This is a genomic window from Maribellus comscasis (assembly GCF_009762775.1).
Classification (GTDB): domain Bacteria; phylum Bacteroidota; class Bacteroidia; order Bacteroidales; family Prolixibacteraceae; genus Draconibacterium; species Draconibacterium comscasis.
In genome coordinates, this window is the sequence record NZ_CP046401.1 from 5,848,473 (window position 1) to 5,873,690 (window position 25,218).

A 25,218-nucleotide genomic window follows, 5' to 3' on the forward strand; every position below is an offset into this window, starting at 1 on the left:
AATTTTAAGTGCTTATGTCAGAAAATAGAATAAAAGATAAAACGGTTCAGGACAGTGACGAGATTGATTTGCTGGAATTGATAAAAACAGTGTGGGGGGGAAGAAAAACGATCATAAAAACACTGCTTGTTTTTACCCTAATCGGGGGGATTGTTGCAATACTGTCACCCAAACAGTTTACCGCATCCACAACACTTGTACCGCAAACATCAAAAGGTTCATCTAATCTTGGCGGCTTGTCGTCGCTCGCGTCCATGGCAGGTTTTAATCTGAATATGTCACAGGGAATGACCGAATTAACACCCCAGGTATATCCTCAGATAATTCAAAGTGCACCCTTTCAGCTGGAGATCATGAACAGCACTTTTACTTTTGAGGGTGTAGCGCAGCCGGTGAGTCTCGTGACCTATTATACCGATTATTATCAACCCGGAATTCTGGCGGTAGTAAAAAAATACACCATTGGTCTCCCCGGAGTCGTGTTAAAATCTGTTCGTGGAGAAAAGGAAACAGCGACAACAGAAACAGAAACGGATAAAACAACGCTTAAACTGACAAACGAACAGGAAAAAGTGAGAAAATTGCTGGCTAATAATCTTTCGCTGGATGTTAACGATAAGGAGGGGGTTATCAACTTAAGTGCTGTTTTCCATGAACCGGAACTGGCAGCACAGGTAACACAAAAAGCCAAAGTGCTTTTACAACAGTACATCACCGACTTCAGGGTGGAAAAAGCAGAAGCTCAGCGTGATTTTATTCAGGAGAGATACAACGAGAAAAAGCAGGAATTTGAACAGACACAGGCACAGTTGGCCGGATTTCGCGACAGAAATAAAAATGTAATCAGTGCCCTGGCCCGGACCGAGGAAGAACGTCTGGAAAATGAATATCAGCTGGCTTTTAATGTCTATTCAGAACTGGCACAACAACTGGAACAGGCACGTATAAAGGTAAAAGAAGAAACTCCGGTCTTTTCTATTATCAAACCGGTGATGATTCCGCTCGAAAAATCAAAACCCAACCGCCCGCTTATCCTTGCGGTATGGGTATTTCTTGGATTGGTTGCCGGAATCGGATGGATCTTTGGAAAAGAATATCTGGCCGGTCTGCGGGAATCATTGTCAGAGCATGAAAAGGAAGAACAATCCAAAAAGAGCGGTCAAAATGGATACTCGACGCTTGAAGAGGAAAAAGAAAGAAAATTGCATGTGGTTGTCAATCGCGACTACAAACAGCAGAATAAATTTTAAGAGACAGTTTGATTGAGATGAAAGATGAGAGGGTGAACACTGAGAGGGTGAGCACCGTGTAGTAAGAAAATGAGACTGTGAGCACTGGGAAGGTGAGAGATGAGAAATGAACAGCGAACGTTTTTTTTTTTTAATAGAAGTTAAAGACAAAAATATCCGGTTGCCAGCCCTGCCCAACAAGGGAAAAGCTGACGCATGAATTTGAGCTGGCAAAGAGTTTAAAAGAATTATAAACACAATAGAATTAGATAGAAAGTTAAAAACTTTTAATAATCCGCCTCCGGCGGATAAAGGTGCGTAGGCCTGCCAAAGTAGCCCGGGCCGGTGCAGGCCTAAAGCGTTGAAGGATAACTTTGGCTTGATTCTTTTGAATACTTTTCTCATCTAAGGAGAAAAGTATTTGGGGCTCGGGGCAACGCCCCGTTAAGAAGCAGAGATGAGGATTGAGACTTTGAGCACTGGGAAGAGAGAGGGTGAGAGAGGTGAGTGATGAGAAATGAGTGGCAAACGTTTTATATAGAAAAATTCAAAGACTAAAAAATAAAAAAAGGAAAAGAGATCATGTTAAGAACGGACCCGCCTAAGAGTAAAAGCGTGAAGAAAATAAATGAAGTGCAGCGTTAAAAATCTTTTCTGTTTGACTCCAAGCTATAGCGAAGGAGGAGTTTAAAAGATTTTAGTGAAACGGAATTAATTTTTAGCTTTTAATCTTGAGCGGTGGCTTTTTTTGATTCCTTTTTTCAGCTATAGGAAAAAAGGAATTGGGGTTCGGGGCAACGCCCCGCTGAGAAGCAGAGTTGAGCAGTGAGAATATGCATTGAGTATCTCTTATCCATTCATTAAAAAAAACAATAAGTTTTGATATACGAGATTTCCTGAGGAGTCAGCGACGAAGGAAACTTATCACTTTGAGCACCACTACAGTGCGGAGAGAAAAAAAGGAATCAATACCCCGGAAAATAAAAAAGACCCAAAAACAAAAACAATAAAACTTTAAGAAGAAAATAAGAAACAAAATCTTAGCCGGAAGCTAAGAGCTTTCTGCTTCCCGGTTATTCGCCACCGGTTATTTATCAAAGAGAATATGCTTCATTCCATTATAACATCCAAAACCCGGATTAAACTTTTACTCAAGTTTTTTCTAAATACACGGACAAAAAGTTATTTGCGTCACCTGGAACAGGAGTTTGGCGAATCGTCCAATGCCATCCGTGTGGAGTTAAACCGTTTGGAGGCAGCCGGATTGTTAACGGCTGAAATGAGTGGAAACAGAAAGTATTTTAGTGCCAATACTGCTCACCCTTTATTTGATGACATCAACAGCATTCTTAAAAAATTTGTAGGCATCGATCAAATCATTGAACGTATTACGAGCAAAGTGGGCGATTTGGAAGCTGCATTTATTACCGGTGATTTTGCCAAAGGACGCGATTCACAGATCATCGATTTGGTACTGACAGGTGAAAACCTGGACAGAAAATATATCCACAAACTGGTGGAAAAAGCAGAAAATATGATCGGGCGAAAAATTCGTTATCTCGTTCTAACTGCGGAACAGATGGTGGAAGTTTTTAAAGATAAACCACGTCTTTTGATTTGGAAAGCAGACCTTGATGAAGAGGGTGAGAAGAGAGATGAGCAGTGAGCGATGAGACGGTGTGGAAGAGAGAAGATGAGATAGTGAGCGATGAGAGATGAGCAGGAAGACAATGAGAGGGTGAGCACCGAGTAGTAAGAAAATGAGACTTTGAGCACTGGGAAGAGGGAAGATGAGATGGTGAGAGAGGTGAGTGATGAGAAATGAGTGGCAAACGTTTTACATAGAAAATAGAAGTCAAAGACTAAAAAATAAAAAAGGAAAAGAGATCATGTTAAGAACGGACCCGCCTAAGAGTAAAAGCGTGAAGAATTAGCCTTATTAGCACTTAAAGATCATCATTTAGGTGACCTAAAAGGTTTTTGATTACAAAACAAGGAAAGGGAAATTATGAGGGCTAAAGAAGCAGTGCTGTTTGACCCGACGAAGGAAGGGGAGTTTGCACTGCGTGGATTTACCTGTCCGTAGTTTTGTTTCAAAAAGATTTTCAGTCTTGGCTCGGAAATGCCTTCCTCGTGTTTACTCTTTGTGTCAAGACAAAGAGTAAAGCCCGTCTGGCAAGACAAAAGTATTTGGGGTTCGGGGCAACGCCCCGTTAAGAAGCAGAGATGAGCGGTGAGTAGTAAGACAATGAGACGTTGAGCACTGGGAAGGTGAGAGATGAGAAAGTGAGCGGAGAGAAATGAACAGCGAACGTTTTTTATAAAAAATAGAAGTCAAAGACAAAAATAGCCGGTTGCCAGCCCTGCCCAGCAAGGGAAAAGCTGACGCACGAATTTGAGCTGGCAAAGAGTTTTAAAGAATTATAAACACAATAGAATTAGATAGAAAGTTAAAAACTTTTAATAATCCGCCCCCTGCGGATAAAGGTGCGTAGGCCTGCCAAAGTAGCCCGGGCCGGTGCAGGCCAAAAGCGTTGAAGGATAACTTTGGCTTGATTCTTTTGAATACTTTTCTCATCTAAGGAGAAAAGTATTTGGGGCTCGGGGCAAAGCCCCGTCGAGAAGCAGAGACGAGGATTGAGACGGTGAGAAGAGAGCGATGAGTAGTGAGATGATGAGACAGTGAGAAATGAGTAGCGAAAGTTTTATATAGAAGTTAGAGTTCAAAGACTAAAACATAAAAAAAGAACAAACAACACGTTAAGAACGGATCCGCCAGAGAGTAAAAGCGTAAAAGAGAGAGCTCTGAGAGGGTGAGCACTGAGACGGTGTGAAGAGAGCGATGAGATAGTGAGCACTGAGACGATGAGAGTGTGTGAGACGAAGAGCGCTATGATTGTAAGAAAGGCGCGCAGGGTGAAAATTTGGCCCGGGCCGGCGAAGGCTAAAAGCGTGGAAGGATGAAACGAACATGGGGATACAAAATCTTATTTTCATGGATTTCATGCCCATTGTGAGTTCCACGGGTTACGATAGTCGGATTAGCTTTGAACTCATTTTTAATCAAAGTAGGTATAACTCAAATCATATACCAGAGAAGTGAAATTTTCTTGATTTTTCTTTGCTTCCGTTTCTTTTCATCAAGGAAAAGAAATGAAGTGGCGTTCGGGGCAACGCCCCGTTGAGAGTAAGAGATGAGTGGTGAGAGGGCGAGCACCGTGTAGTAGGAAAATGAGACTGTGAGCACTGGGAAGGTGAGAGATGAGAAAGTGAGCGGTGAGAAATGAACAGCGAACGTTTTTTATAAAAAATAGAAGCTAAAGACAAAAATAGCCGGTTGCCAGCCCTGCCCAACAAGGGAAAAGCTGACGCACTAATTTGAGCTGGCAAAGAGTTTTAAAGAATTGTAAACATAATAGGATTAGATAGAAAGTTAAAAACTTTTAGTAATCCGCCCCCGGCGGATAAAGGTGCGTAGGCCTGCCAAAGTAGCCCGGGCCGGTGTAGGCCTAAAGCGTTGAAGGATAACTTTGGCTTGATTCTTTTGAATACTTTTCTCATCTAAGGAGAAAAGTATTTGGGGTTCGGGGCAACGCCCCGTTAAGAAGCAGAGATGAGCGGTAAGTAGTAAGAATATGAGAGGGTGAGCACCGAGACGATGAGAAGAGAGCGAGGAGATAGTGAGCGGTGAGAAATGAGTAGCAAACGTTTTATATTCATCTTTCTATGTATCAATAAAAATATACTTTTAAACATTGACCATTGAAACCTACATAGTAATCGCAACCTTTATTTTTCTTATTGTTGCTTTTTTACTGGAAGCTATGCGTCCGGGCCTGATCCTGTTTAGCGCAGCAATCATCTTTCTGGCTACGGGTATTATTTCAGCAGAAGAAATGGTTGCCGGATTTTCCAACAACGGAATTATAACCATTGCCGTGTTGTTTCTGGTAAATGAAGGAATAAAACAAGCGGGACTGATTACCCGGTTGGCTCAAATTTATCTCCCGCGAAAAAAAAGCCCGATGCCTATCCTTATTCCAAGGATTATGATTCCTGTTTCGTTGTTTTCGGCATTTTTAAATAACCTGCCTATCGTAGTAAATGTCACTCCTTTGCTTATTAAATGGGCAGATATGATGCACTTTTCATATAAAAAATTTCTTATTCCTCTTTCCTACGCTGCGATTTTTGGCGGTATGTGCACCCTGATCGGAACTTCTTCTAATCTTGTGGTTCACGGCTTGATGATTGAAAGAGGATTGCAGGGATTTCATCTTTTTGAGCTCGGAAAACTGGGATTGGTTATCTCTCTGTTTGGAATTATATACATGGCACTGGTGAGTAACTGGCTGCTTCCCGGAAAAAAAATGCGCATCATGCGGGGAATAACAGAAACAAAGGATTACTATTACAATCTGCAGCTCAAAGAAAACAGTTCTCTCATCGGACAGGCTGTTGAAAGTTCTTCCGTTTCCGGGTTAAACGGATTGCAGTTGTATTGTGTGGAACGTAAGGGAAAAACATTATATCCGGGGAAAAACAATATCCGCTTAAGACAAAACGATGATATTCTGGTGATGGGTACCTCCGACCGTTTAAATTATATCCTTGCACACAAGGACATAAAACTCAAGGGAGAGGAATACCTGCATAATGAATCTCCCGGTGATTTAAAACAATACGAAGTCGTACTTTCACCCCGTTTTGCCGGACTGGGATTAACCGTTACCGAATACAACTTTTTTGAACACTTTAACGCCGTTGTTCTTGCTATCCACCGGAATGGCGAAAGGATTACTTCCAATCTGAACAAGCTCAAACTCAAGGTGGGTGACAATGTCGTGCTGCTTTCCACCGACCAGTTTCTGAGTAACTGGGAAACATCACATATGTTTTATCTGGTGAATTATCTGCAGGATTACCGTGTGGGAAAAACATCACGTACACGGTGGATTGCCCTGGTAATTCTTGCTGCAATGGTGCTGGGTATTGTTATCAATGAACTGGTATCCTGGGGCTATGGAATGCGTTTGAATATTTTTCTTTTTGTGGCAGCGGCGGCCATTCTGCTGGTGTGGCTAAAAATATTACCACCTCAGAACTATACCAAAAACATCAGTTGGGATCTGATCATATCAGTAGCCTCAGCTTTTGCAATCAGTAAAGGGATTCAGAACTCCGGTATTGCTCAGTCGATGGCACAGGATGCTGTCAATGTAGTAAAATCCATTGGCCCGGCAGGAGTGCTTGCAATCATCTATATCGTCACCGCCATATTAACCGAAATTATCACCAACAATGCCGCCGTAGCGCTTGTATTTCCGGTGGCTGTACTGGCAGCTGAGCTGTTGGGAGTCAGCGCCAAACCTTTTTTTGTGGCGATTGCCATAGCCGCTGCCTCCAGTTTTATGACCGCCCGTGGGTACCGGGCAAATCTGATCATCAAATCCATTGGGAAATATTCATACCGGGATTTTTTACGCATCGGAACACCCATGCAGATAATCGCTTTTATGGTTAGCGTGTGGCTGATACCCTATTACTGGCCGTTTTGAGAAAAGAGAAGATGAGATAGTGAGCACTGGGAAGGTTGAGCGCTGAGATGATGAGAATGTGTGCACTGAGACCGTGAGAAGAGAGATATGAGCGTCGAGTAGTGAGCACTGAGACGGTGAGAAGAGAGCGATGAGAAATGAGCAGGAAGACAATGAGACGTTGAGCACTGAGACGATGAGAGTGTGTGAAAGGAGAAGAAGAGCGCTATGATTGTAAGAAAGGCGCGCAGGGTGAAAATTTGGCCCGGGCCGGCGCAGGCTAAAAGCGTGGAAGGATGAAACGAACATGGGGATACAAAATCTTATTTTCATGGATTTCATGCCCATTGTGAGTTCCACGGGTTAAAAGGAGTCGATTAACTTTGAACTCATTTTTTAATCAAAGTAGATAAAACTCAAATTATATACCAGGGAAGTGAAATTTTCTTGATTTTTCTTTGCTTCCGTTTCTTTTCATCAAGGAAAAGAAATGAAGTGGGGTTCGGGGCAAAGCCCCGTTAAGAAGCAGAGACGAGGGTTGAGACTTTGAGCACTGAGACGGTGAGAAGAAAGCGATAAGATATTGAGCGATGAGAAATGAGTAGCGAACGTTTTATACAGAAAATAAAAGTCAAAGACTAAAATAGCCGTTGCCAGCCCTGCCCAACAAGGGAAAAGCTGACGCACGAATTTGAGCTGGCAAAGAGTTTTAAAAAATTATAAATACAATAGAATTTAGATAGAAAGTTAAAAACGTTTAATAATCCGCCCCCGGCGGATAAAGGTGCGTAGGCCTGCCAAAGTAGCCCGGGCCGGTGCAGGCCTAAAGCGTTGAAGGATAACTTTGGCTTGATTCTTTTGAATACTTTTCTCATCTAAGGAGAAAAGTATTTGGGGCTCGGGGCAACGCCCCGTTAAGAAGCAGAGATGAGCGGTGAGTAGTGAGAAAATGAGAGGGTGAGCACTGAGACGGTGAGAAGAGAGCGATGAGTAGTGAGATGATGAGACAGTGAGAAATGAGTAGCGAAAGTTTTTTACGAAAAATAGAAGTTAAAGACAAAAATCGCCATTGCCAGCCCTGCCCAACAAGGGAAAAGCTGACGCACGAATTTGAGCAGGCAAAGAGCTTTAAAGAGTTATAAACACAATAGAATTTAGATAGAAAGTTAAAAACTTTTAATAATCCGCCCCCGGCGGATAAAGGTGCGTAGGCCTGCCAAAGTAGCCCGGGCCGGTGCAGGCCAAAAGCGTTGAAGGATAACTTTGGCTTGATTCTTTTGAATACTTTTCTCATCTAAGGAGAAAAGTATTTGGGGTATGGGGCAACGCCCCGTTAAGAAGCAGAGATGAGGATTGAGAAAAGCAATAAATTAAGAATACTAAAACAAAAAAACGTACAATCCTCATATTATTCAAATAAGTTCAGGGTGACGTACGTTCTATAAAACATCACAGACTCAAAATATAATTGTTATTATTCCATGAACTATAAAAACCAAATCCTTAAAAAAATAGCCCAAAACCGGGAAGTTGTTGGTATTATCGGCTTGGGGTATGTAGGGTTGCCTCTTGCTGTGAACTTTGCCGGTTCCGGGGTAAAAGTATTTGGTTTTGAACAGTCATCTGATCGGGTAAACAAAATCAACCGGGGCGAAAACTATATCAGCGACATAGCGGATAAGGTCCTGCGGGAAGTGGTATTGGACAATAAAACCCTTATCGCTACTTCCGACTATTCAAAAATCAGTGAATGCGATGCGATTATCATATGTGTACCAACACCATTGGATCGTTTTCACAAACCCGACATGACATATATTGAGTCTGCCTGCATTGAAACCGGTAAAAACATCAAACCCGGCACTTTTATTTGTCTGGAAAGTACCACATACCCCACCACCACTGAAGACTTTATGCTGCCTATTATACTTGAAGCCACTAAAAGCAACCCGCACTTTAACGAAACTGTCATCCCGAACGAAGCGGAGCGAAGTGAGGGATCTCATAATACCGGCACCGATCCCAACCTCCCCCCCACGGGGGGATTGAGGGGGGCTACTCCTTTCTGGCTGGCCTACAGCCCTGAAAGAGTAGATCCCGGCAACAAAAACTACCACACCCGGAACACTCCCAAGGTGCTGGGCTCTCTTACTCCCGACGGACTCGAAATCGGACAGGCGCTTTACAAAAAAGCCGTTGACACCATCCACCCCGTGAGTTCACCCCGAGTGGCTGAAATGGTAAAAATTCTCGAAAATACCTACCGGCTGGTCAACATCAGCCTGATTAATGAACTGGCACTCTTAGCCGGAAAAATGGACATCAACATATGGGAAGTCATTGAAGCGGCAAAAACAAAACCCTTTGGTTTTGAGGCTTTTTATCCCGGGCCCGGTGTAGGCGGACACTGTATCCCGCTTGACCCTTTTTACCTGGAGCACATTGCCAAACGATACAATTTCGACCTCTCCATGATTCATGCAGCAGGTCATATCAACATGCGGATGCCGCATTACATGTACATCAAAATCGCAGCTGCCCTTAACCGGCAGCAGAAGGCAGTAAGCGGCAGTACCATTCTCTTTCTGGGTGTCGCTTTTAAACCCGATATCAACGATGAACGGGAATCTCCGGCACTCCGGATTATGGATATCCTGTTTTTTAAAGACGGGAAAGTGACCTACCACGACCCCTATATCCCGGAGGTACAAACAAACGAAGGAAATATCTTTTATTCCTTAGATTTAGATGAGGAAACCATAAAAAATGCCGACTGTGTCGTCCTCACCACCAACCACTCGGTATTTGATATCAAAAAGATACAAAAACATGCCCGACTCATTGTCGACCTGCGAAATATGATAAAAGAAGCAGATGACAAGGTGTATAAATTATAAACCAGTGATGCGTCAATCTCAACGTATTCTCATAACTATAGGAATACTTTGGAAAAAGCATTGAGACGATAAGAAGACAGATGGGGGAGCACTGAGACGGAGAGAGATGAGAGCGGTGAGTAGTGAGAGAGTGAGCACCGGGACGATGAGAGCGTGTGAATGTAGAAGAAGAGCACTATGGTTATGAGAAAGGCGCGCAGGGTGAAAATTTGGCCCGGGCCGGCGTTGGCTAAAAGCGTGGAAGGATGAAACGAACATGGGGATACAAAATCTTATTTTCATGGATTTCATGCCCATTGTGAGTTCCACTGGTTACGATAGTCAGATTAACTTTGAACTCATTTTTAATCAAGGTAGATAAAACTCAAATCATATACCAATGAAGTGAAATTTTCTTGATTTTTCTTTGCTTCCGTTTCTTTTCATCAAGGAAAAGAAATGAAGTGGGGTTCGGGGCAAGGCCCCGTCGCTGGTAAGAGATGAGCGGAGAGAAAGTGAGCACTGAGACGATGAGAAAAGAGTAGCGAACGTTTTTCATAAAAAATAGAAGTTAAAGATAAAAATAGCCGGTTGCCAGCCTTGCCCAACAAGGGAAAAGCTGACGCACTAATTTGAGCTGGAAAAGAGTTTTAAAGAATTATAAACACAATAGGATTAGATAGAAAGTTAAAAATTTTTAATAATCCGCCTCCGGCGGATAAAGGTGCGTAGGCCTGCCAAAGTAGCCCGGGCCGGTGCAGGCCTAAAGCGTTGAAGGATAACTTTGGCTTGATTCTTTTGAATACTTTTCTCATCTAAGGAGAAAAGTATTTGGGGCTCGGGGCAAAGCCCCGTTAAGAAGCTGGGATGAGGATTGAGACTTTGAGCACTGGGAAGAGAGAAGATGAGAGGGTGAGTGATGAGAAATGAGTGGCAAACGTTTTATATAGAAAAAGTCAAAGACTAAAAATAAAAAAAGATCATGTTAAGAACCGACCCGCCTAAGAGTAAAAGCGTAAAAGAGAGAGCTCTGAGAGGGGGAGCACTGAGAAGGTGAGAAGGGAGATGAGCAGTGAGCGGTGAGAGTGTGTGAAAGAAGAAGAGCGCTATGATTATAAGAAAGGCGCGCAGGGTGAAAATTTGGCCCGGGCCGGCGAAGGCTATGAGGGGAGAAGGATAAAATTTTCTTGATTTTTCTTTGCTTCTGTTTCTTTTCATCAAGGAAAAGAAATGAAGTGGGGTTCGGGGCAAGGCCCCGTCGCTGGTAAGAGATGAGCGGAGAGAAAGTGAGCATTGAGACGATGAGAAAAGAGTAGCGAACGTTTTACATAGAAAAAGAAGTCAAAGGATAAGACCTATAAAAAGAACAGACGACACGTTAAGAACGGACCAGCCTAAGAGTAAAAGCGTGAAGAATAACCATACTAGCACTTAAAGATCATTATTTAGGTGACCTAAAAGTTTTTGATTACAAAACAAGGAAAGGGAAATTATGAGGGCTATTGAAGCAGTGCTGTTTGACCCGAAGAAGGAAGGGGAGTTTGCACTGCGTGGATTTACCTGTCCGTAGTTTTGTTTCAAAAAGATTTTCAGTCTTGGCTCGGAAATGCCTTCCTCGTGTTTACTCTTTGTGTCAAGACAAAGAGTAAAGCCCGTCTGGCAAGACAAAAGGAATTGGGGTTTGGGCCAAAGCCCGGGTAAGAAACAGAGTTGAGCGGTGAGTAATGAGAAAATTAGACTGTGAGCACTGAGACGATGAGAAAGTAATACATGATTCAGCAATTAATTGTTGAAGATTAATAAACTTCAAAATTTAATAATTGCAGTTGTTGAAAGAAGGCTTATATCAAAGCATCCAACAAATCTTGAAATAAGAACATTCGTATCCCTAAGATAAATCGAGGTACGATTTCCAGGGGAACTTGCGACAAACGATTTTTTTGATTTTAGATACAATATTCTATATGCAAAACCACATTTACACAACTTTTGACAAGATCAAGGATCGCTATGCAAAAGAAATCTATTTAAAACAACAGGCAAAGGTGATCTGGTTTACCCTGTGAAATGATGGCAAATTTTTTCGATGAATATTATTGGGTTTATGTACTAAAGAGTATAAAAGATGGTAAATACTATACAGGGTATACCAAAGATTTGCCATCAAGATTTGAGGCTCATCAAAATGGACTCGTTGAGTCCACTAAAAATAGGAGACCTTTCAAATTAATTTACTTTGAAGGATGTCTTAACCAGCAGGATGCAACTAAACGAGAAAAACATTTGAAAACACATTATGGGAAAATGTATTTGGGTAATCGTCTCAAATCTTATTTCACAGGGTGAACACGGTTTTATGGAATAAAAAATATAATCACATTATGGAAAAAAATATATACACTACATTCGATAAAATAAAGGGCCGTAGTGCTAAAGAAATTTATTTAAAACAACAAGGTAAAGTTATTTGGTTAACCGGGTTATCCGGCTCCGGAAAAACTACACTGGCCAGTGCACTGGAAAAACGCCTGTTTGAACTGAATTATTTTTGCCAGATTCTTGATGGCGACAACGTTCGTTCAGGTATCAACAAAAACCTGAAGTTTACTGAAGAAGACCGTCTGGAAAATATCCGGCGTATTGCTGAAGTCTCCAAGCTGTTTATGAACTGTGGGATTATCCTGATTTGTTCGTTTATCAGTCCAACCAATGAAATGCGTCATATGGCACGCGAGATTATTGGTGAAGACGATTTTCTGGAGGTGTTTGTAAACACACCTTTGGAAGTATGTGAACAGCGCGATCCTAAAGGACTTTACAAAAAAGCAAGAGCCGGAGAGATTAAAAATTTTACCGGTATTTCATCTCCTTTTGAGCTTCCCGATAATCCGTTTTTGGAAGTTGTCAATACCAGTCCCGATATCAGTGAAACAGTAACAGAAATGTTAAAAGCCATTATCCCGGAGATTAAGTTTGATCCTTTAGTGAGTTTATAAACAACCAAAAGAAAAAACATGAAATTACTAAATCATATTTTTTCCCTTTATAAGGGAGATATCTGCGTGAGGAATGCAGCGGTGATGACAGAGGGGGCTTTTTTATGTCAGTAAAACCACGCCGGCACCTGGCAAAAGCAATAACCTGGAGAATTATTGCATCATTGACCACATTTATGATCGGATGGGTCGTTACCGGAGACTTAAATTTTGGAATGACCATTGGCGCAGCTGATGTTGTTATCAAAATTGTACTTTATTATTTTCATGAACGACTTTGGTATCACTCCAAATTTGGAATTGTGGAAGACGGGCATAAATCCGTCTATCAACCCATTTTTAAAAGAAAACAGAAAGTACAGGAGGCTAAAGTACGGGTAGAATCAGAGGTCGAAGATTTTTGGAAGCACGGCTCTGCGAGTCGCAAAGACGGCGCAGACTTATAACTTTGAGCACATTTTACCTATAAATTGGAAATGTTTACAAATTCCTTTGATTCCCCTCCTTTGGAGGGGTTAGGGGGGGCTTTTACTACCAGTGACCAACAACCATAAAAACGACAACAATGACAACAAATAAAGAATACTCTCTCACAAACCTACGCGAACTGGAAGCCGAAGCGATTCACATCATACGGGAAGTAGCTGCCGAATTTGAAAACCCGGTTATGCTTTACTCGATTGGAAAAGACTCTTCGGTAATGGTCCGGTTAGCAGAGAAAGCCTTTTATCCGGGCAAAGTCCCGTTTCCGTTAATGCATATCGATTCGAAGTGGAAATTCAAAGAAATGGTTGAATTCCGTGACAATTATGCCAAAGAAAAGGGCTGGGATTTGATTGTTCACTACAACAAAGAAGGTTTTGAAAAAGGGATTGGCCCTTTTACCCACGGAAGCAAGGTGCATACCGATGTAATGAAAACACAGGCCCTGTTGGCCGGATTGAATAAATACAAGTTTGACGCCGCTTTTGGAGGCGCCCGCCGCGACGAAGAAAAATCACGTGCAAAGGAACGTATTTTCTCATTCCGTGATAAATTTCACCAGTGGGACCCCAAAAACCAGCGCCCGGAACTGTGGAATATATACAATGCCAAGGTTCACAAAGGTGAATCAATCCGGGTTTTCCCAATTTCTAACTGGACAGAACTCGATATCTGGCAGTACATACGTTTGGAGAATATTCCGATTGTACCGCTTTATTATGCAAAAGAGCGCCCGATTGTTGATATTGACGGCAGCCTGATTATGGTTGACGATGAGCGCATGCCCAAAGAATTACGCGATAAGGCACAAATGCGAAAAGTACGTTTTCGTACCCTGGGATGTTACCCCTTAACAGGTGCAGTTGAATCAGAAGCCGACACCATTGAAAAAATCGTGGAAGAAATGATGACCGTTACTGTTTCTGAACGGACAACCCGTGTTATTGACTTCGACCAGGAAGCAAGTATGGAACAGAAAAAACGAGAAGGGTATTTTTAGGAATGGGAGCCCCACCTAACCTCCCCAAAGGGGAGGAACAAATCGGAGTAAAACAAAACAAAAAATACGAACTCAGCCAGCTCAAAGTCGGCACTTCCTATTAAAGAAACTATTTTATTAAGCTTAGGAATAAATTTTAAGTGAGTATTCAACTAAAATAAATGTTCTGGCTGCGGGCACGTCAAAATTCCGTTGATCGGGCTAAGTTGGCGCTTTGAAAAATCGCAAAGGTTAATTTTGACAAGATTCTTTTTGTTTCGGTTTTCTCATCGGAGAAAAATGAAAACCCGTCCGGTAGGACAAAACACTTTAGTATATGGAAAACATCAATTTAGACATAAAAGCATTTTTAGATCGGGAGCAAAAAAAGGATTTATTACGTGCAGCGTTGACTACGGCGAATCAGACTAATCCCGCGCGACCCCTAAGCCCTAAAGGGGCCAATCCGGCACACCCAATGAATCGATAAAAGAAATTAAAGAACTATAAACACATTAGAATTGGATATAATGTTAAGAACTTTCCATAATCCTGACAACGTCGGGATACGTGCGAAGGATGAAAATTTGGCCCGGGCCAGCGTAGGTTTTATGGGTGGAAGGATAAAATTTTCTTGATTTTTTTGTTTCGTTTTTGCATCAAGGCAAAAATGAAAGTCCGTCTGACAAGACAAAAACAATTTGAATATGGAAAACATCAATTTAGACATAAAAGCATTTCTCGACCAGGACCAAAGAAAAGATTTACTCCGTTTACTGACAGCCGGCAGCGTCGACGACGGTAAATCAACCCTTATAGGCCGGTTAATGTTCGACAGTAAAATGCTGTATGAGGATCAGCTGGCGGCTCTCGAACGCGACAGCAAAAGGGTTGGGCATGCAGGAGAAGACATCGATTATGCGCTTCTTCTCGACGGGCTAAAAGCTGAACGTGAACAGGGAATCACCATTGATGTAGCCTACCGCTATTTTTCAACTGCAAAACGAAAATTTATCATTGCCGACACACCCGGGCACGAGCAGTACACACGGAATATGATAACCGGTGGTTCAACCGCAAACCTGGCCATTATCCTGATTGATGCCCGCCACGGAGTAATCACCCAGACCAAACGCCATACATATCTGGCCAGTCTACTGGGAATAAAACACGTGGTTGTGGCCATAAACAAAATGGATTTGGTGGATTTTAGACAGGAAGTGTTTGAAAAAATCCGAAAAGATTATGAAACCTTTGTGGCCCAGCTCGATATTCCGGATATTCATTATATCCCGCTTTCTGCATTGAAAGGCGATAATGTGGTGGAAACATCGGAACGCACACCCTGGTATCACGGAAACAGTTTACTGGAATTTCTGGAAACAGTTCACATCAGCAGCGACCGTAACTTTACCGATTTGCGTTACCCTGTGCAGTTTGTACTTCGGCCTGATATAAAATTCCGTGGTTTTTCTACTTCGGTAGCTTCCGGAATTATCAAAAAAGGAGACGACATACTGGTACTTCCTTCATTAAAAACGTCGAAAGTTAAATCGATTGTTTCATACGACGGCGAACTGGATTATGCTTTCCCACCGCAGTCGGTAACGGTTACACTGGAAGACGAAATCGACATCTCGCGTGGTGATATGATCGTCCATCCCGACAACCGCCCGCGTGTAGAACGTCATTTTGAAGCCATGCTGGTTTGGATGGATGAAAATGAGATGGACCTTTCCACACCGTTTTACATCAAACACGCCAACAACAATACCAAGGCAAAAATCGACCAGATAAGATACAAAGTGGATGTAAACACACTGGAAAAATCGAATATTGAAAATTTCAAATTAAATGAAATCGGGCGTGTGGTAATTACTACCACAAAGCCTTTGTTTTTTGATCCATATACCCAAAACCGCCAGACCGGTTCATTTATTTTGATTGACCCGGTAACGCATAATACCTGTGCGGTTGGAATGATTATTGACAAACTGGGAAGCAAAAACCTGCCATCAAGAATTACCGATACGGACAAAGAAACCATTGCCAAAGGGAAATCGCTTGTTACCATAGCAGAGCGGCAGAAAAAACTAAACCAGAAAGGAGAAACCATCTGGATTACCGGACTGCACGGTTCAGGTAAAAACGAACTGGCATTCAGCCTTGAAAAGAAATTGTTTGAAAATGGTGCAACAGTGGTTCTTCTCGATGGAAGCTCATTAAGGACGGGACTGAACAAAGAACTTGATTTCTCGCCGGCCGACCGTGCCGAACACCTGCGCCGTGTGGCACACATCAGCAAAATGTTAAACGATCAGGGAATCATTACCATCTGTTCATTTATTTCAAGGAACAGTTCGCTACGGAAACAGATTGCACAAATTATTGGCGAAGAACGGTTTCACCTGTTGTACATGGATGCCACCATGGATTATTGCAAACGAAACAAACCTGAGCTCTACAGTTTAATTGACGAAGGAAAAACTGAAAATGTCCCCGGAATGGATTTGGAGTATGAGACTCCTGCTAATGCTGTGTTGTTTTTAAAACCGGAGAATAACGGGTTGAATATTGATATAGTGTTGGATTATCTGGCAAAAGAGAAAATTTTTCCAAACCAATGATATATGACAACACTGAGACAACCATGACAACAACGACAACAACGACAATTTCGACTTCTTTCCGTTATCTGCTTCGCGTTATCCTTGTTATCTATGTTTGATTTTTTGAGTGCTAATATTTACATTGTCAATTCCGGGCTCTTCTTTTACTATCAGAGACACTCAGTAACCTGTTTTCCAGTACTGGTACTTTCAAGATTCATTCAATAAATTAACTTTGCAACATCAAAATACTATAAATTATGACATTGGGAGTTTAAAAAATCAGGACAGTAAAAATATTAACTGAAGCACTGAATAAATTAGAACCTGTTAAGAAATTTGACGCCCAAAGGCATGTTGATATGGTAAATTTGGAGAAGATGCATTGGAATACCAAAATAGGATAAGGGATGAATGGGGTTAGTGTTATTTCGGATACTAATGCGCTCATTTACCTGCTGAATGGTTCGCAGAAGGCTGCGGAGTATCTTGATTTACCATTGCTTACTTTTGATTCTGACTTTGTCCGTATACCATTGCAGCATCAGAAATAATTAGTAAGCGACCAAAGCTGCACGACAACCATAACCTCCACCACAACAGATTAATAGAATTGCGGTAGCGGAGACTATTAGATGTTATTGTGATAAAATAGGTTTATTTTCAACAATGGCACAGATGGCAAATCTGCGCAAGCAGGGAAAAAAAGGTGAAATTGAAAACCCGCCCGGGGTAGATTTGGAATACGAAAAACCGGATAATGCCAAACTGATCTTCAGGTTTGAAGGGAACGAAATCAATATCGACCGGATTCTGGATTTTTTTCCAAAAATAAAGTTTTCCCTATTTAATTAAATCATTATTGAGAGCGGAATAAAAAGGTTAATTTTGAGGAAATTTTGGGGATAGAAATGAAAAAATTTATCATAATAGGGGTAGCTGGTTACGTAGCAGTAAAGCATTTGAGAGCCGTTAAAACAGTTAGGGGCAAGGTAGTCGCTGCCATCGACCCAAATGATAATCTCGAAATTTTGGATGAATATTTTCCAGAATGTGAATATTTCAAATCAGTTGAAGACGCCCAAACCTTTGTAAATAACAACTCTATTGATTTTATCACGGTTTGTTCGCCATCATACCTGCATGCTCAACATATTCGTTTTGCGTTGGAAAACCAGTGCGATGTAATTTGTGAAAGCCCTTTGGTTTTAACAAAAAAGGAATATGAAGAAGTAAAACACTGGGAAGAAAAGTCAAACAACAAAGTTTATAATGTATTGCAGTACAGGTATAGTTCAGCATTACAAGAATTGAAAAATAATTTTGTTCCGGGAGAGAATGTTTACGTTGATTTTAGAAATTATTCCTACAGGGGAAAATGGTTTAAACAAAGTTGGAAAGGAGAACCGTCTAAATCGGGGGGATTACTCACTATTTTGGGGTATCATTTTTTTGATGCATTAATCTGGATATATGGAAAACCGGTAAAACTGGAAATCAATAAAGAATCGGCTACAGAAATTAAAGGTGTGCTTTCACTTGAAAATGCCACTGTTAATTTTGAACTCAATAATCAGCTTATTGAAATAGAAAAGAGAAGAAAACTGGAAATCGTTATAAATGGGAAAGAAATATCGTTAGGCAAACCGGATGAAGGTTTATTTGAAAAAAGTTATCGTGATATTTTAAACAAAAAAGGATTTGGGATACGTGAGGTAGCAGAGACCATACGTTTGGTTTCAAAGTCTGAATAAATAGTCTCATATTCGGGAAATAATTGATATTGATAAATAAATATAAAAAATCTCTTAATTTATACTAATCTAAAAAGATATGAACCAAACAAAAATAGCTATAGTAGGACTCGGTTATGTAGGTCTGCCATTGGCTGTTGAATTTGCAAAAAAGTATCCTGTTGTTGGTTTCGACATTAAACAGGAACGTATTAAGGAGTTAAATGCGGGACATGACTCCACACTTGAAGTGGATAATAAAAATTTGCAATCCGTGCTTGTCACCCTGAATGGAATTGAAGGGTCTTCCGGGCGAGATGCCGGCCTTTTCCTAACCACCTCTCCCGGGGATATCGCCCAATGTAATATTTTTATTGTAACAGTTCCCACGCCAACAGATAAGAACAATCGTCCTGTACTTACCCCTTTGGTAAAAGCATCTGAAACAGTAGGGAAGGTGCTAAAGAAAAATGATATTGTTATTTATGAATCTACAGTTTATCCCGGTGCAACTGAGGAAGACTGCATCCCTGTATTGGGAAAGTTTTCAGGATTAACTTTTAACAGAGATTTTTTTGTAGGTTATTCTCCGGAAAGAATAAATCCCGGCGATAAAGAACATACGGTTACCAAAATAAAAAAGGTAACATCCGGTTCTACACCAGAGACTGCGGCAAAAGTTGATGAATTGTATAAATCAGTTATTGTGGCCGGAACTCATTTGGCTCCTTCCATTAAAGTGGCCGAAGCTGCCAAGGTTATCGAAAATTCGCAACGCGACATTAATATTGCTTTTGTAAATGAACTGGCTAAAATATTTAGCCGTCTGGGGATTGATACAAAGGAGGTGTTACTGGCTGCCGGAACAAAATGGAACTTCCTTCCGTTTACTCCTGGTTTGGTAGGTGGGCATTGTATTGGTGTAGATCCTTACTATTTGGCGCAAAAAGCGCAGGAAGTAGGTTACAATCCTGAAATTATTCTTGCCGGCCGGCGTATGAATGACGGTATGGGGGTCTGGGTAGCATCACAAGTTGTAAAATTGTTGATTCACAACGGACATGCCGTGAAAAACAGCAGGATTTTAGTTCTGGGTATCACCTTTAAAGAAAACTGCCCTGATATACGCAATACCAAAGCCATAGATGTTATAAAAGAGCTCAAAGCATACGGCTGTGAAGTGGATGTGTATGATCCCTGGGCAGGTAAAGATGAAGTAGAATTAGAGTATGGATTAAAGCTCGTCGACAATTATACTGATGTGAGATATGATGGGATTGTATTGGCCGTGTCACACAATGAATTCAGGAATATAGATGTGGCAAAATTGCGCAACGGGCATAATGCGGTGATTTACGATATTAAAGGCATCTGGCCAAAAGAGAAAGTGGATGGAAGACTGTAAAGGTTCTTGAAAATTACAGCAGGAGGTTAATGAGACCACTTCGGTCGTTCCTCCCTAGTGGAATCCTGCATTTAAAAAACTTAGGAATACGATTTTCCGAGGGAAGAATGACCGAAGGAATCAGCAAGACTTCCCGAGGAGCTTGCGACGAAGGGAACTTATCACTTTAAGCAGTGAGATAATAAATGAAAGCCTGTACCTACATTGTCACCAACAAAGCCAACAAGGTTTTATACACTGGCGTGACAAGCAATCTGAAAAGTCGCATGGAAAGCCACCAGACAAAAAAGTATCCCAATGCTTTTACAGCGCGGTACAATGCTGACAAGCTGGTCTGGTATGAGGAGTTCGAAAGCATCATTGATGCCAGAGACAGGGAACGGCAACTAAAAGCGGGGAACCGGGCAAGAAAGATAAAGTTAATTGAGAATATGAATCCCGAATGGAAAGACCTATACAAAATATTATAAGAAGCACGAGTCTGCGAGGAGGCACGACGAAGCAGCCCCACGACTTTTAGCAATTAACATGTACAGTATTCCATACCTTCGAAGTACAAAAATGTTATGGAGGCAGGGTATGAGACCACTTCGTCACTTTGTTCCTCGTGGAATCTTGCACTTAATAATTTTTTGTGCACGGATATCTCAGCACAAAACAACATTCGTGGTACGATTTTGCGAGGGAGCAAAGCGACCGCGGCAAACTTATGACTTTTAGCACTTAAAAAATTATGAAAATACTAATTACCGGCGGAGCAGGGTTCATAGGCAGCAACCTAGTTGACCACTTCCTGGAAAAAGGCCACCAGGTCGTTGTCCTCGATAACCTCGCCACCGGTTTTGAAAAAAATATCTACCACCATTACGGGAAAAAAGAATTTAGATTTATAAAAGGCGATATCCGGGATTTGGAAACCTGCCGAAAAGCGGTTAAAGGTTGCGATGGTGTACTACACCAGGCAGCGCTGGGCAGCGTACCCCGTTCCATCAACGACCCGGTTACTTCCAATGAAGTAAATGTAAGCGGGTTTATAAATATGCTGGTAGCAACCCGCGATGAGGGGATTCAGCGTTTTGTCTATGCGGCCAGTTCCAGCACCTATGGCGACAGTAAGGAATTCCCCAAAGTGGAAGAAAGAATTGGCAAGCCCCTTTCGCCTTACGCCGTAACCAAATATGTAAACGAATTGTATGCCGATGTGTTTGCCCGAACCTATAGAATGCAGTGTATAGGCTTACGGTATTTTAATGTATTTGGCCGCCGGCAGGACCCCAACGGTGCTTATGCCGCCGTAATCCCTTTGTGGGTAAAAGCATTTTTGAACCACCAGAGCCCGGTAATTAACGGCGACGGCTCCTACAGCCGAGATTTTACCTACATCGAAAACGTCATCCAAGCCAATGAAAAGGCACTGTTAACACATGCGCAGGATATCATCGAAAGAAAAAAACTTTATGAGGCACGACTTCGCGAGGAAGATGCCGGTCCAGAAGTACGATCTACCGAGGGAGTGGAGCGACCGAAGGGACCTCATACCAACACCACCGAACAAGCAAAGGACAAGAATTTCCCTTCCTCCGGAGGAGGGGTGGCTCCCGAGGATTCGGGAGACGGAGTGGTATCTTCTTTCCACGAAGTATTCAACATCGCCTATGGCGAAAACACCACGCTCCTCAAACTTTTTGATGCACTAAAACAAAACCTCGCCCGTTTTGATGAAATAATAGCTACAATTGAACCGGATTTCCGGGAGTTTAGGGTTGGGGATATTCCACATAGTTTAGCAAATATTGAAAAGGCAAAAGCTACACTTGAGTATAAGCCTTTGTATAGCGCAGCTAATGGGTTTGAGAAGGCGTGTGAGTGGTATTGGCAAAATTTGAAATAATTATTCAATAATGGAGCATATTTATACGACATTTGACAAAATTGAAGATCGCACAGCCAAAGAAATCTATCTAAAACAGCAGGCAAAAGTGATCTAGTTTACTGGTTTGTCAGGTTCAGGAAAACTATACTGGCCAGTGCACCGGAAAAACGGTTGTTTGAACTCAACTATTTTTGCCAGATTCTTGATGGCGATAACGTTCGCTCGGGTATCAACAAAAATCTGAAGTTTACAGAAGAAGACTGTTTGGAAAATATCCGGCGTATTGCTTAAGAGACTGTTTTGATTTTATTTTTAGAAGTATTATGATGTATTTTTTGTTTTAGTCAAGGCGAATTTGACGCGAATAGCAGTAGCTATTTAAGGAAAATTCAACGCAGTATAAACGAAAAAGACATATAATAAAATAAATGGATAAATTCAAAACAGTCTCTAAGTATTAAAATTGTTTATGAACTGCGGGATTATCCTGATTTGTTCGTTCATAAGCCCAACCAATGAAATGCGTCACATCGTACGTGAGATTATAGAAAAAGAAGATTTTCTGGAGGTGTTTGTGAATACGCCGTTGGAAGTTTGCGAGAAAAGAGACCTCAAAGGAATATATAAAAGGACAAGATCCGGAGAAATAAAGAATTTTACGTGAATTTCATCTCCTTTTGAGATTCCTAATAATCCGTTTTGGAAGTTATTAATACCTATTTTGATATCAAAGAAACCGTGACAGAGATGTTGAAAGCGATTATCCCTGAAATCAAGCTTGATCCCTTAGTGAGCCTGTAAGCAACAGGAAGAAAAGGGATAGGACCGCTTCGTCCTTCGAGTCCTCAGTGCCTCGCAGAACCTTACGACTTAAAAATACTATGCAGATAAATTTCTACACCAAACAACATTTTTAGTGCGAATCTGCGATCCGTAGGTGCTGCAGTCCCAAGTACCTTTATTAAAAAAATTTAAAGAATTATGAGTGTTAAACCACGCCGTCACTTGGCACAAGCAATAATCTGGAGAATTATAGCATCATTGACCACATTTATTATTGGTTGGGTTGTAACCGGAGGTATAAATTTTTGAATGACAATTGGCGCTGCTGATATCGTAATTTGGAATCGTGGAGGATGGGCATAAATCTGTTTATCAATCTATTTTTTATAGAAAACAGAGGTCGTAGGAAGTAAATGTTTCGGTAAAAAAGCATAAATATTGGAAGAACGACTTCACGAATCCGAAAGGCGAAGTGAACTCATAATAATACTTGGCAGGTATTTTGAAGCCATTTTCCCGTATGGTAAAAAAAATAATCACATATAGTCGTAAAAAACTGGCACTTCTTGACGTACACACTATAGAAGTCTTAAGGAAATCTTCTTCATCTATGGTGGTGAAAGTTCTTGGAATGATAGTAGGAGTTTTTGTAAGTATTTTTGTTGGTCGATCACTTGGCCCTGATGGTTTAGGCATAATCAATCTTTCAAATCGGATAGTCTCCTTGCTCCTTGTTTTTACTATGTTAGGGATGAAACAGGTTTTGGTAAAACAAATTGCGATTGGATATAGGCGTAAAGATTTTCAACTTGTTAGTGATAGTATTTATACATCATCAATAATCAATGGATTTATAGCGTTAGTTTTGACTATATTAGGACTTGTTATGGCACCTTTCCTCGCACATAAGGTTTTTCATGCACCTGACCTTGAGATACCATTGACAGTGGCACTTATAGTGATGCTCCCACAGACATTTTCTCGAGTTTTTGGTGCGGCTTTGAACGGATTTCGAAAGATTTGGCAAAGTAATTTGGTTAATGAAACACTAAGTACTTGGGTAGTAGGAATCTTATTAGCTAGTTTTTTTCTTTTTGATTTAGAAATTGACGTTGTAAAAATTGCTGTTATTTATGCAGTTGGTAGAATAGTAGTTACGAGTACTATGATTATCTACTGGAAGAGAATTTTTCATTTTAAAGGGAAAAGAAACTGGATTGCGAAACCTATGTTAAAAATGTCACTACCTATGCTATTGGTTTCATCTACCGCTCTTATTGCAGCAAATGCAGATACTATTATGCTAGGATGGTTGGGATCAACCCGAGAGGTTGGGCTTTATAACGTAGCAGCTCGTATTGCTCTCCTTGTTAGTTTTTTTTTACAAATATCAAATTCAGCTATATCACCAAAATTAGCAGCTCTGTTTGCTGAAAATAGAAAAAAAGAAATAGAGAAAATGGTAAAAAGTGTTACATCTGGATTGATTATAATAGCTACAGTTAGCCTTATTGCCTTCATCTTTCTTGGTAATTTTTTATTGGGATTATGGGGAGGGGAATTTGAGGAGGCATATTGGGTATTAGTTATCTTAGGTATTGGTCAATTTTTTAACATTTCTACTGGGTGTGCAGGTTTACTTTTGATAATGTGTGGATTTGAAGGAATTCACAGTAGAATTTCCTTAATCTTCGTAATTCTAAATCTTATATTAAATTATTTTTTTATAACCATTTTGGGAGCACTAGGTGCAGCTATTGCTACTGCTGTAACTGTAAGTGGAGAAAATATAGTAAAATTGATAATAGCTAAACAAAAAGTGGGAGTGTCAACTATTCCTTTAGTTTGATGATATGAAAGAACCTATAATTATAAGCGGATTAAGCGGGTCTGGGACAAGAGTTGTTGTAAGAATTCTTGAGGAAGTAAAATTTAGTTTTGGATATGATGTCAATATTTCTAAGGACGATCTATCGTTTACACTTCTTTTTAAACTACCAAAACACTACTTCAAGTATTTTGAACAGCAAAGCGATTATGTAAAAAAAATAATGAGTATTCATAATAAGCTACTTTTGAATAAAAGACTTAATCTATCCGATTTGTATCAAATACTTAAATTGTCGTTATTACATATTATACAATTTAGGAGATATAAGCCTACGTGGATTTTTAGTCGAGTTAAAAATATTTTTTTTAATAGAATATCTCCGATTGATCCAATTTGGGGGTGGAAAGAACCACACAGCGTTCCATTTTTACCCGACATTAAATTATTTTACCCTAACTCAAAATTTATTTTAATAATAAGAAACGGACTAGATATGGTTTATTCAAAAAATGATCAACAATTCTATAACTATGCTCATTACTTTGGCTTAGATAGCAGAGATGAGTCGCCGCGAAATCGATTTGAGTTATGGTATCGGTTTAATAAATATGCAATTGAAAAGGGTAAGGAATTATTTAAAGAAAATTTTTTGATAATTTATTATGAAAATATTGCTAATTTGAATTATAAAACATTAAAGAAAACAATTGAATTTATTGGTGGATTAGATACAGACGAAGCTATAAAAACACTAAAGAAAGAAATTAGTAATCCAGGGACAATAAATAGGTACAAAGATTATGATCAAAATTGGATTAGTTCTGAAATATTATCAAAATTAGAAGAAATTGGATATAGTAATTTATCGGATTAAAAGATATTTT

General features: G+C 40.6%; 20 protein-coding genes. All 20 read left to right on the forward strand.

Annotation, left to right across the window (positions count from 1 at the left end; translation table 11 throughout):
* Positions 1 to 14: 14 nt before the first annotated feature.
* The 20 genes from GM418_RS23710 to GM418_RS23805 all read left to right on the forward strand — a co-directional run bounded on the left by GM418_RS23710 (position 15) and on the right by GM418_RS23805 (position 25,208).
* Positions 15 to 1,250: a Wzz/FepE/Etk N-terminal domain-containing protein gene (locus tag GM418_RS23710; protein ID WP_158869683.1), complete on the forward strand. Its 1,236-nt coding sequence runs from the start codon at positions 15 to 17 to the stop codon at positions 1,248 to 1,250.
* Between the two features lie 1,084 nt (positions 1,251 to 2,334).
* The gene (locus GM418_RS23715; protein ID WP_158869684.1) at positions 2,335 to 2,895 is read left to right on the forward strand and encodes a winged helix-turn-helix domain-containing protein; all 561 of its coding nucleotides are present in this window, start codon (positions 2,335 to 2,337) and stop codon (positions 2,893 to 2,895) included.
* Between the two features lie 2,089 nt (positions 2,896 to 4,984).
* The gene (locus GM418_RS23720) at positions 4,985 to 6,787 is read left to right on the forward strand and encodes an SLC13 family permease (RefSeq protein ID WP_158869685.1); all 1,803 of its coding nucleotides are present in this window, start codon (positions 4,985 to 4,987) and stop codon (positions 6,785 to 6,787) included.
* A 1,460-nt stretch (positions 6,788 to 8,247) separates the two neighbouring features.
* Positions 8,248 to 9,663 (forward strand): nucleotide sugar dehydrogenase, encoded by a 1,416-nt coding sequence (locus GM418_RS23725; RefSeq protein ID WP_158869686.1) that lies wholly within the window; start codon positions 8,248 to 8,250, stop codon positions 9,661 to 9,663.
* A 2,049-nt stretch (positions 9,664 to 11,712) separates the two neighbouring features.
* Positions 11,713 to 11,988 carry a GIY-YIG nuclease family protein gene (locus tag GM418_RS32140; RefSeq protein WP_158872835.1) on the forward strand — a complete coding sequence of 92 codons (276 nt, stop codon included), beginning with the start codon at positions 11,713 to 11,715 and terminating at the stop codon, positions 11,986 to 11,988.
* A gap of 35 nt (positions 11,989 to 12,023) precedes the next feature.
* Positions 12,024 to 12,638 (forward strand): adenylyl-sulfate kinase, encoded by a 615-nt coding sequence (gene cysC / locus GM418_RS23735; protein WP_217447582.1) that lies wholly within the window; start codon positions 12,024 to 12,026, stop codon positions 12,636 to 12,638.
* Between the two features lie 104 nt (positions 12,639 to 12,742).
* On the forward strand, positions 12,743 to 13,084 hold the full coding sequence (locus tag GM418_RS23740; protein WP_158869687.1) for a DUF2061 domain-containing protein: 342 nt from the start codon (positions 12,743 to 12,745) through the stop codon (positions 13,082 to 13,084).
* Positions 13,085 to 13,203: 119 nt separating this feature from the next.
* On the forward strand, positions 13,204 to 14,121 hold the full coding sequence (gene cysD / locus GM418_RS23745; protein ID WP_158869688.1) for a sulfate adenylyltransferase subunit CysD: 918 nt from the start codon (positions 13,204 to 13,206) through the stop codon (positions 14,119 to 14,121).
* Positions 14,122 to 14,807: 686 nt separating this feature from the next.
* Positions 14,808 to 16,727, forward strand: coding sequence for a sulfate adenylyltransferase subunit CysN (gene cysN, locus GM418_RS23750; protein ID WP_158869689.1), 1,920 nt, complete (start codon positions 14,808 to 14,810; stop codon positions 16,725 to 16,727).
* A gap of 392 nt (positions 16,728 to 17,119) precedes the next feature.
* Positions 17,120 to 17,263, forward strand: coding sequence for a hypothetical protein (locus GM418_RS23755; RefSeq protein WP_158869690.1), 144 nt, complete (start codon positions 17,120 to 17,122; stop codon positions 17,261 to 17,263).
* A 124-nt stretch (positions 17,264 to 17,387) separates the two neighbouring features.
* Complete coding sequence (locus tag GM418_RS23760) at positions 17,388 to 17,564, forward strand: hypothetical protein (RefSeq protein WP_158869691.1); 177 nt, start codon at positions 17,388 to 17,390, stop codon at positions 17,562 to 17,564.
* 56 nt (positions 17,565 to 17,620) lie between these two features.
* Positions 17,621 to 18,463, forward strand: a complete 843-nt coding sequence (locus GM418_RS23765) for a Gfo/Idh/MocA family protein (RefSeq protein WP_158869692.1) — start codon at positions 17,621 to 17,623, stop codon at positions 18,461 to 18,463.
* Between the two features lie 79 nt (positions 18,464 to 18,542).
* Positions 18,543 to 19,847, forward strand: coding sequence for a nucleotide sugar dehydrogenase (locus GM418_RS23770; protein ID WP_158869693.1), 1,305 nt, complete (start codon positions 18,543 to 18,545; stop codon positions 19,845 to 19,847).
* Between the two features lie 185 nt (positions 19,848 to 20,032).
* Complete coding sequence (locus GM418_RS23775; protein WP_158869694.1) at positions 20,033 to 20,317, forward strand: GIY-YIG nuclease family protein; 285 nt, start codon at positions 20,033 to 20,035, stop codon at positions 20,315 to 20,317.
* Between the two features lie 263 nt (positions 20,318 to 20,580).
* Positions 20,581 to 21,738, forward strand: coding sequence for an SDR family NAD(P)-dependent oxidoreductase (locus tag GM418_RS31525; protein ID WP_217447583.1), 1,158 nt, complete (start codon positions 20,581 to 20,583; stop codon positions 21,736 to 21,738).
* 153 nt (positions 21,739 to 21,891) lie between these two features.
* Positions 21,892 to 22,011, forward strand: a complete 120-nt coding sequence (locus GM418_RS31730) for an adenylyl-sulfate kinase (RefSeq protein ID WP_246222768.1) — start codon at positions 21,892 to 21,894, stop codon at positions 22,009 to 22,011.
* A gap of 178 nt (positions 22,012 to 22,189) precedes the next feature.
* Complete coding sequence (locus tag GM418_RS23790; RefSeq protein ID WP_158869695.1) at positions 22,190 to 22,384, forward strand: adenylyl-sulfate kinase; 195 nt, start codon at positions 22,190 to 22,192, stop codon at positions 22,382 to 22,384.
* Between the two features lie 317 nt (positions 22,385 to 22,701).
* Positions 22,702 to 22,812: a DUF2061 domain-containing protein gene (locus GM418_RS32145; RefSeq protein WP_158869696.1), complete on the forward strand. Its 111-nt coding sequence runs from the start codon at positions 22,702 to 22,704 to the stop codon at positions 22,810 to 22,812.
* A 211-nt stretch (positions 22,813 to 23,023) separates the two neighbouring features.
* Positions 23,024 to 24,352, forward strand: a complete 1,329-nt coding sequence (locus GM418_RS23800) for a flippase (RefSeq protein WP_158869697.1) — start codon at positions 23,024 to 23,026, stop codon at positions 24,350 to 24,352.
* 4 nt (positions 24,353 to 24,356) lie between these two features.
* Positions 24,357 to 25,208: a sulfotransferase family protein gene (locus tag GM418_RS23805; protein ID WP_158869698.1), complete on the forward strand. Its 852-nt coding sequence runs from the start codon at positions 24,357 to 24,359 to the stop codon at positions 25,206 to 25,208.
* Positions 25,209 to 25,218 lie beyond the last annotated feature (10 nt).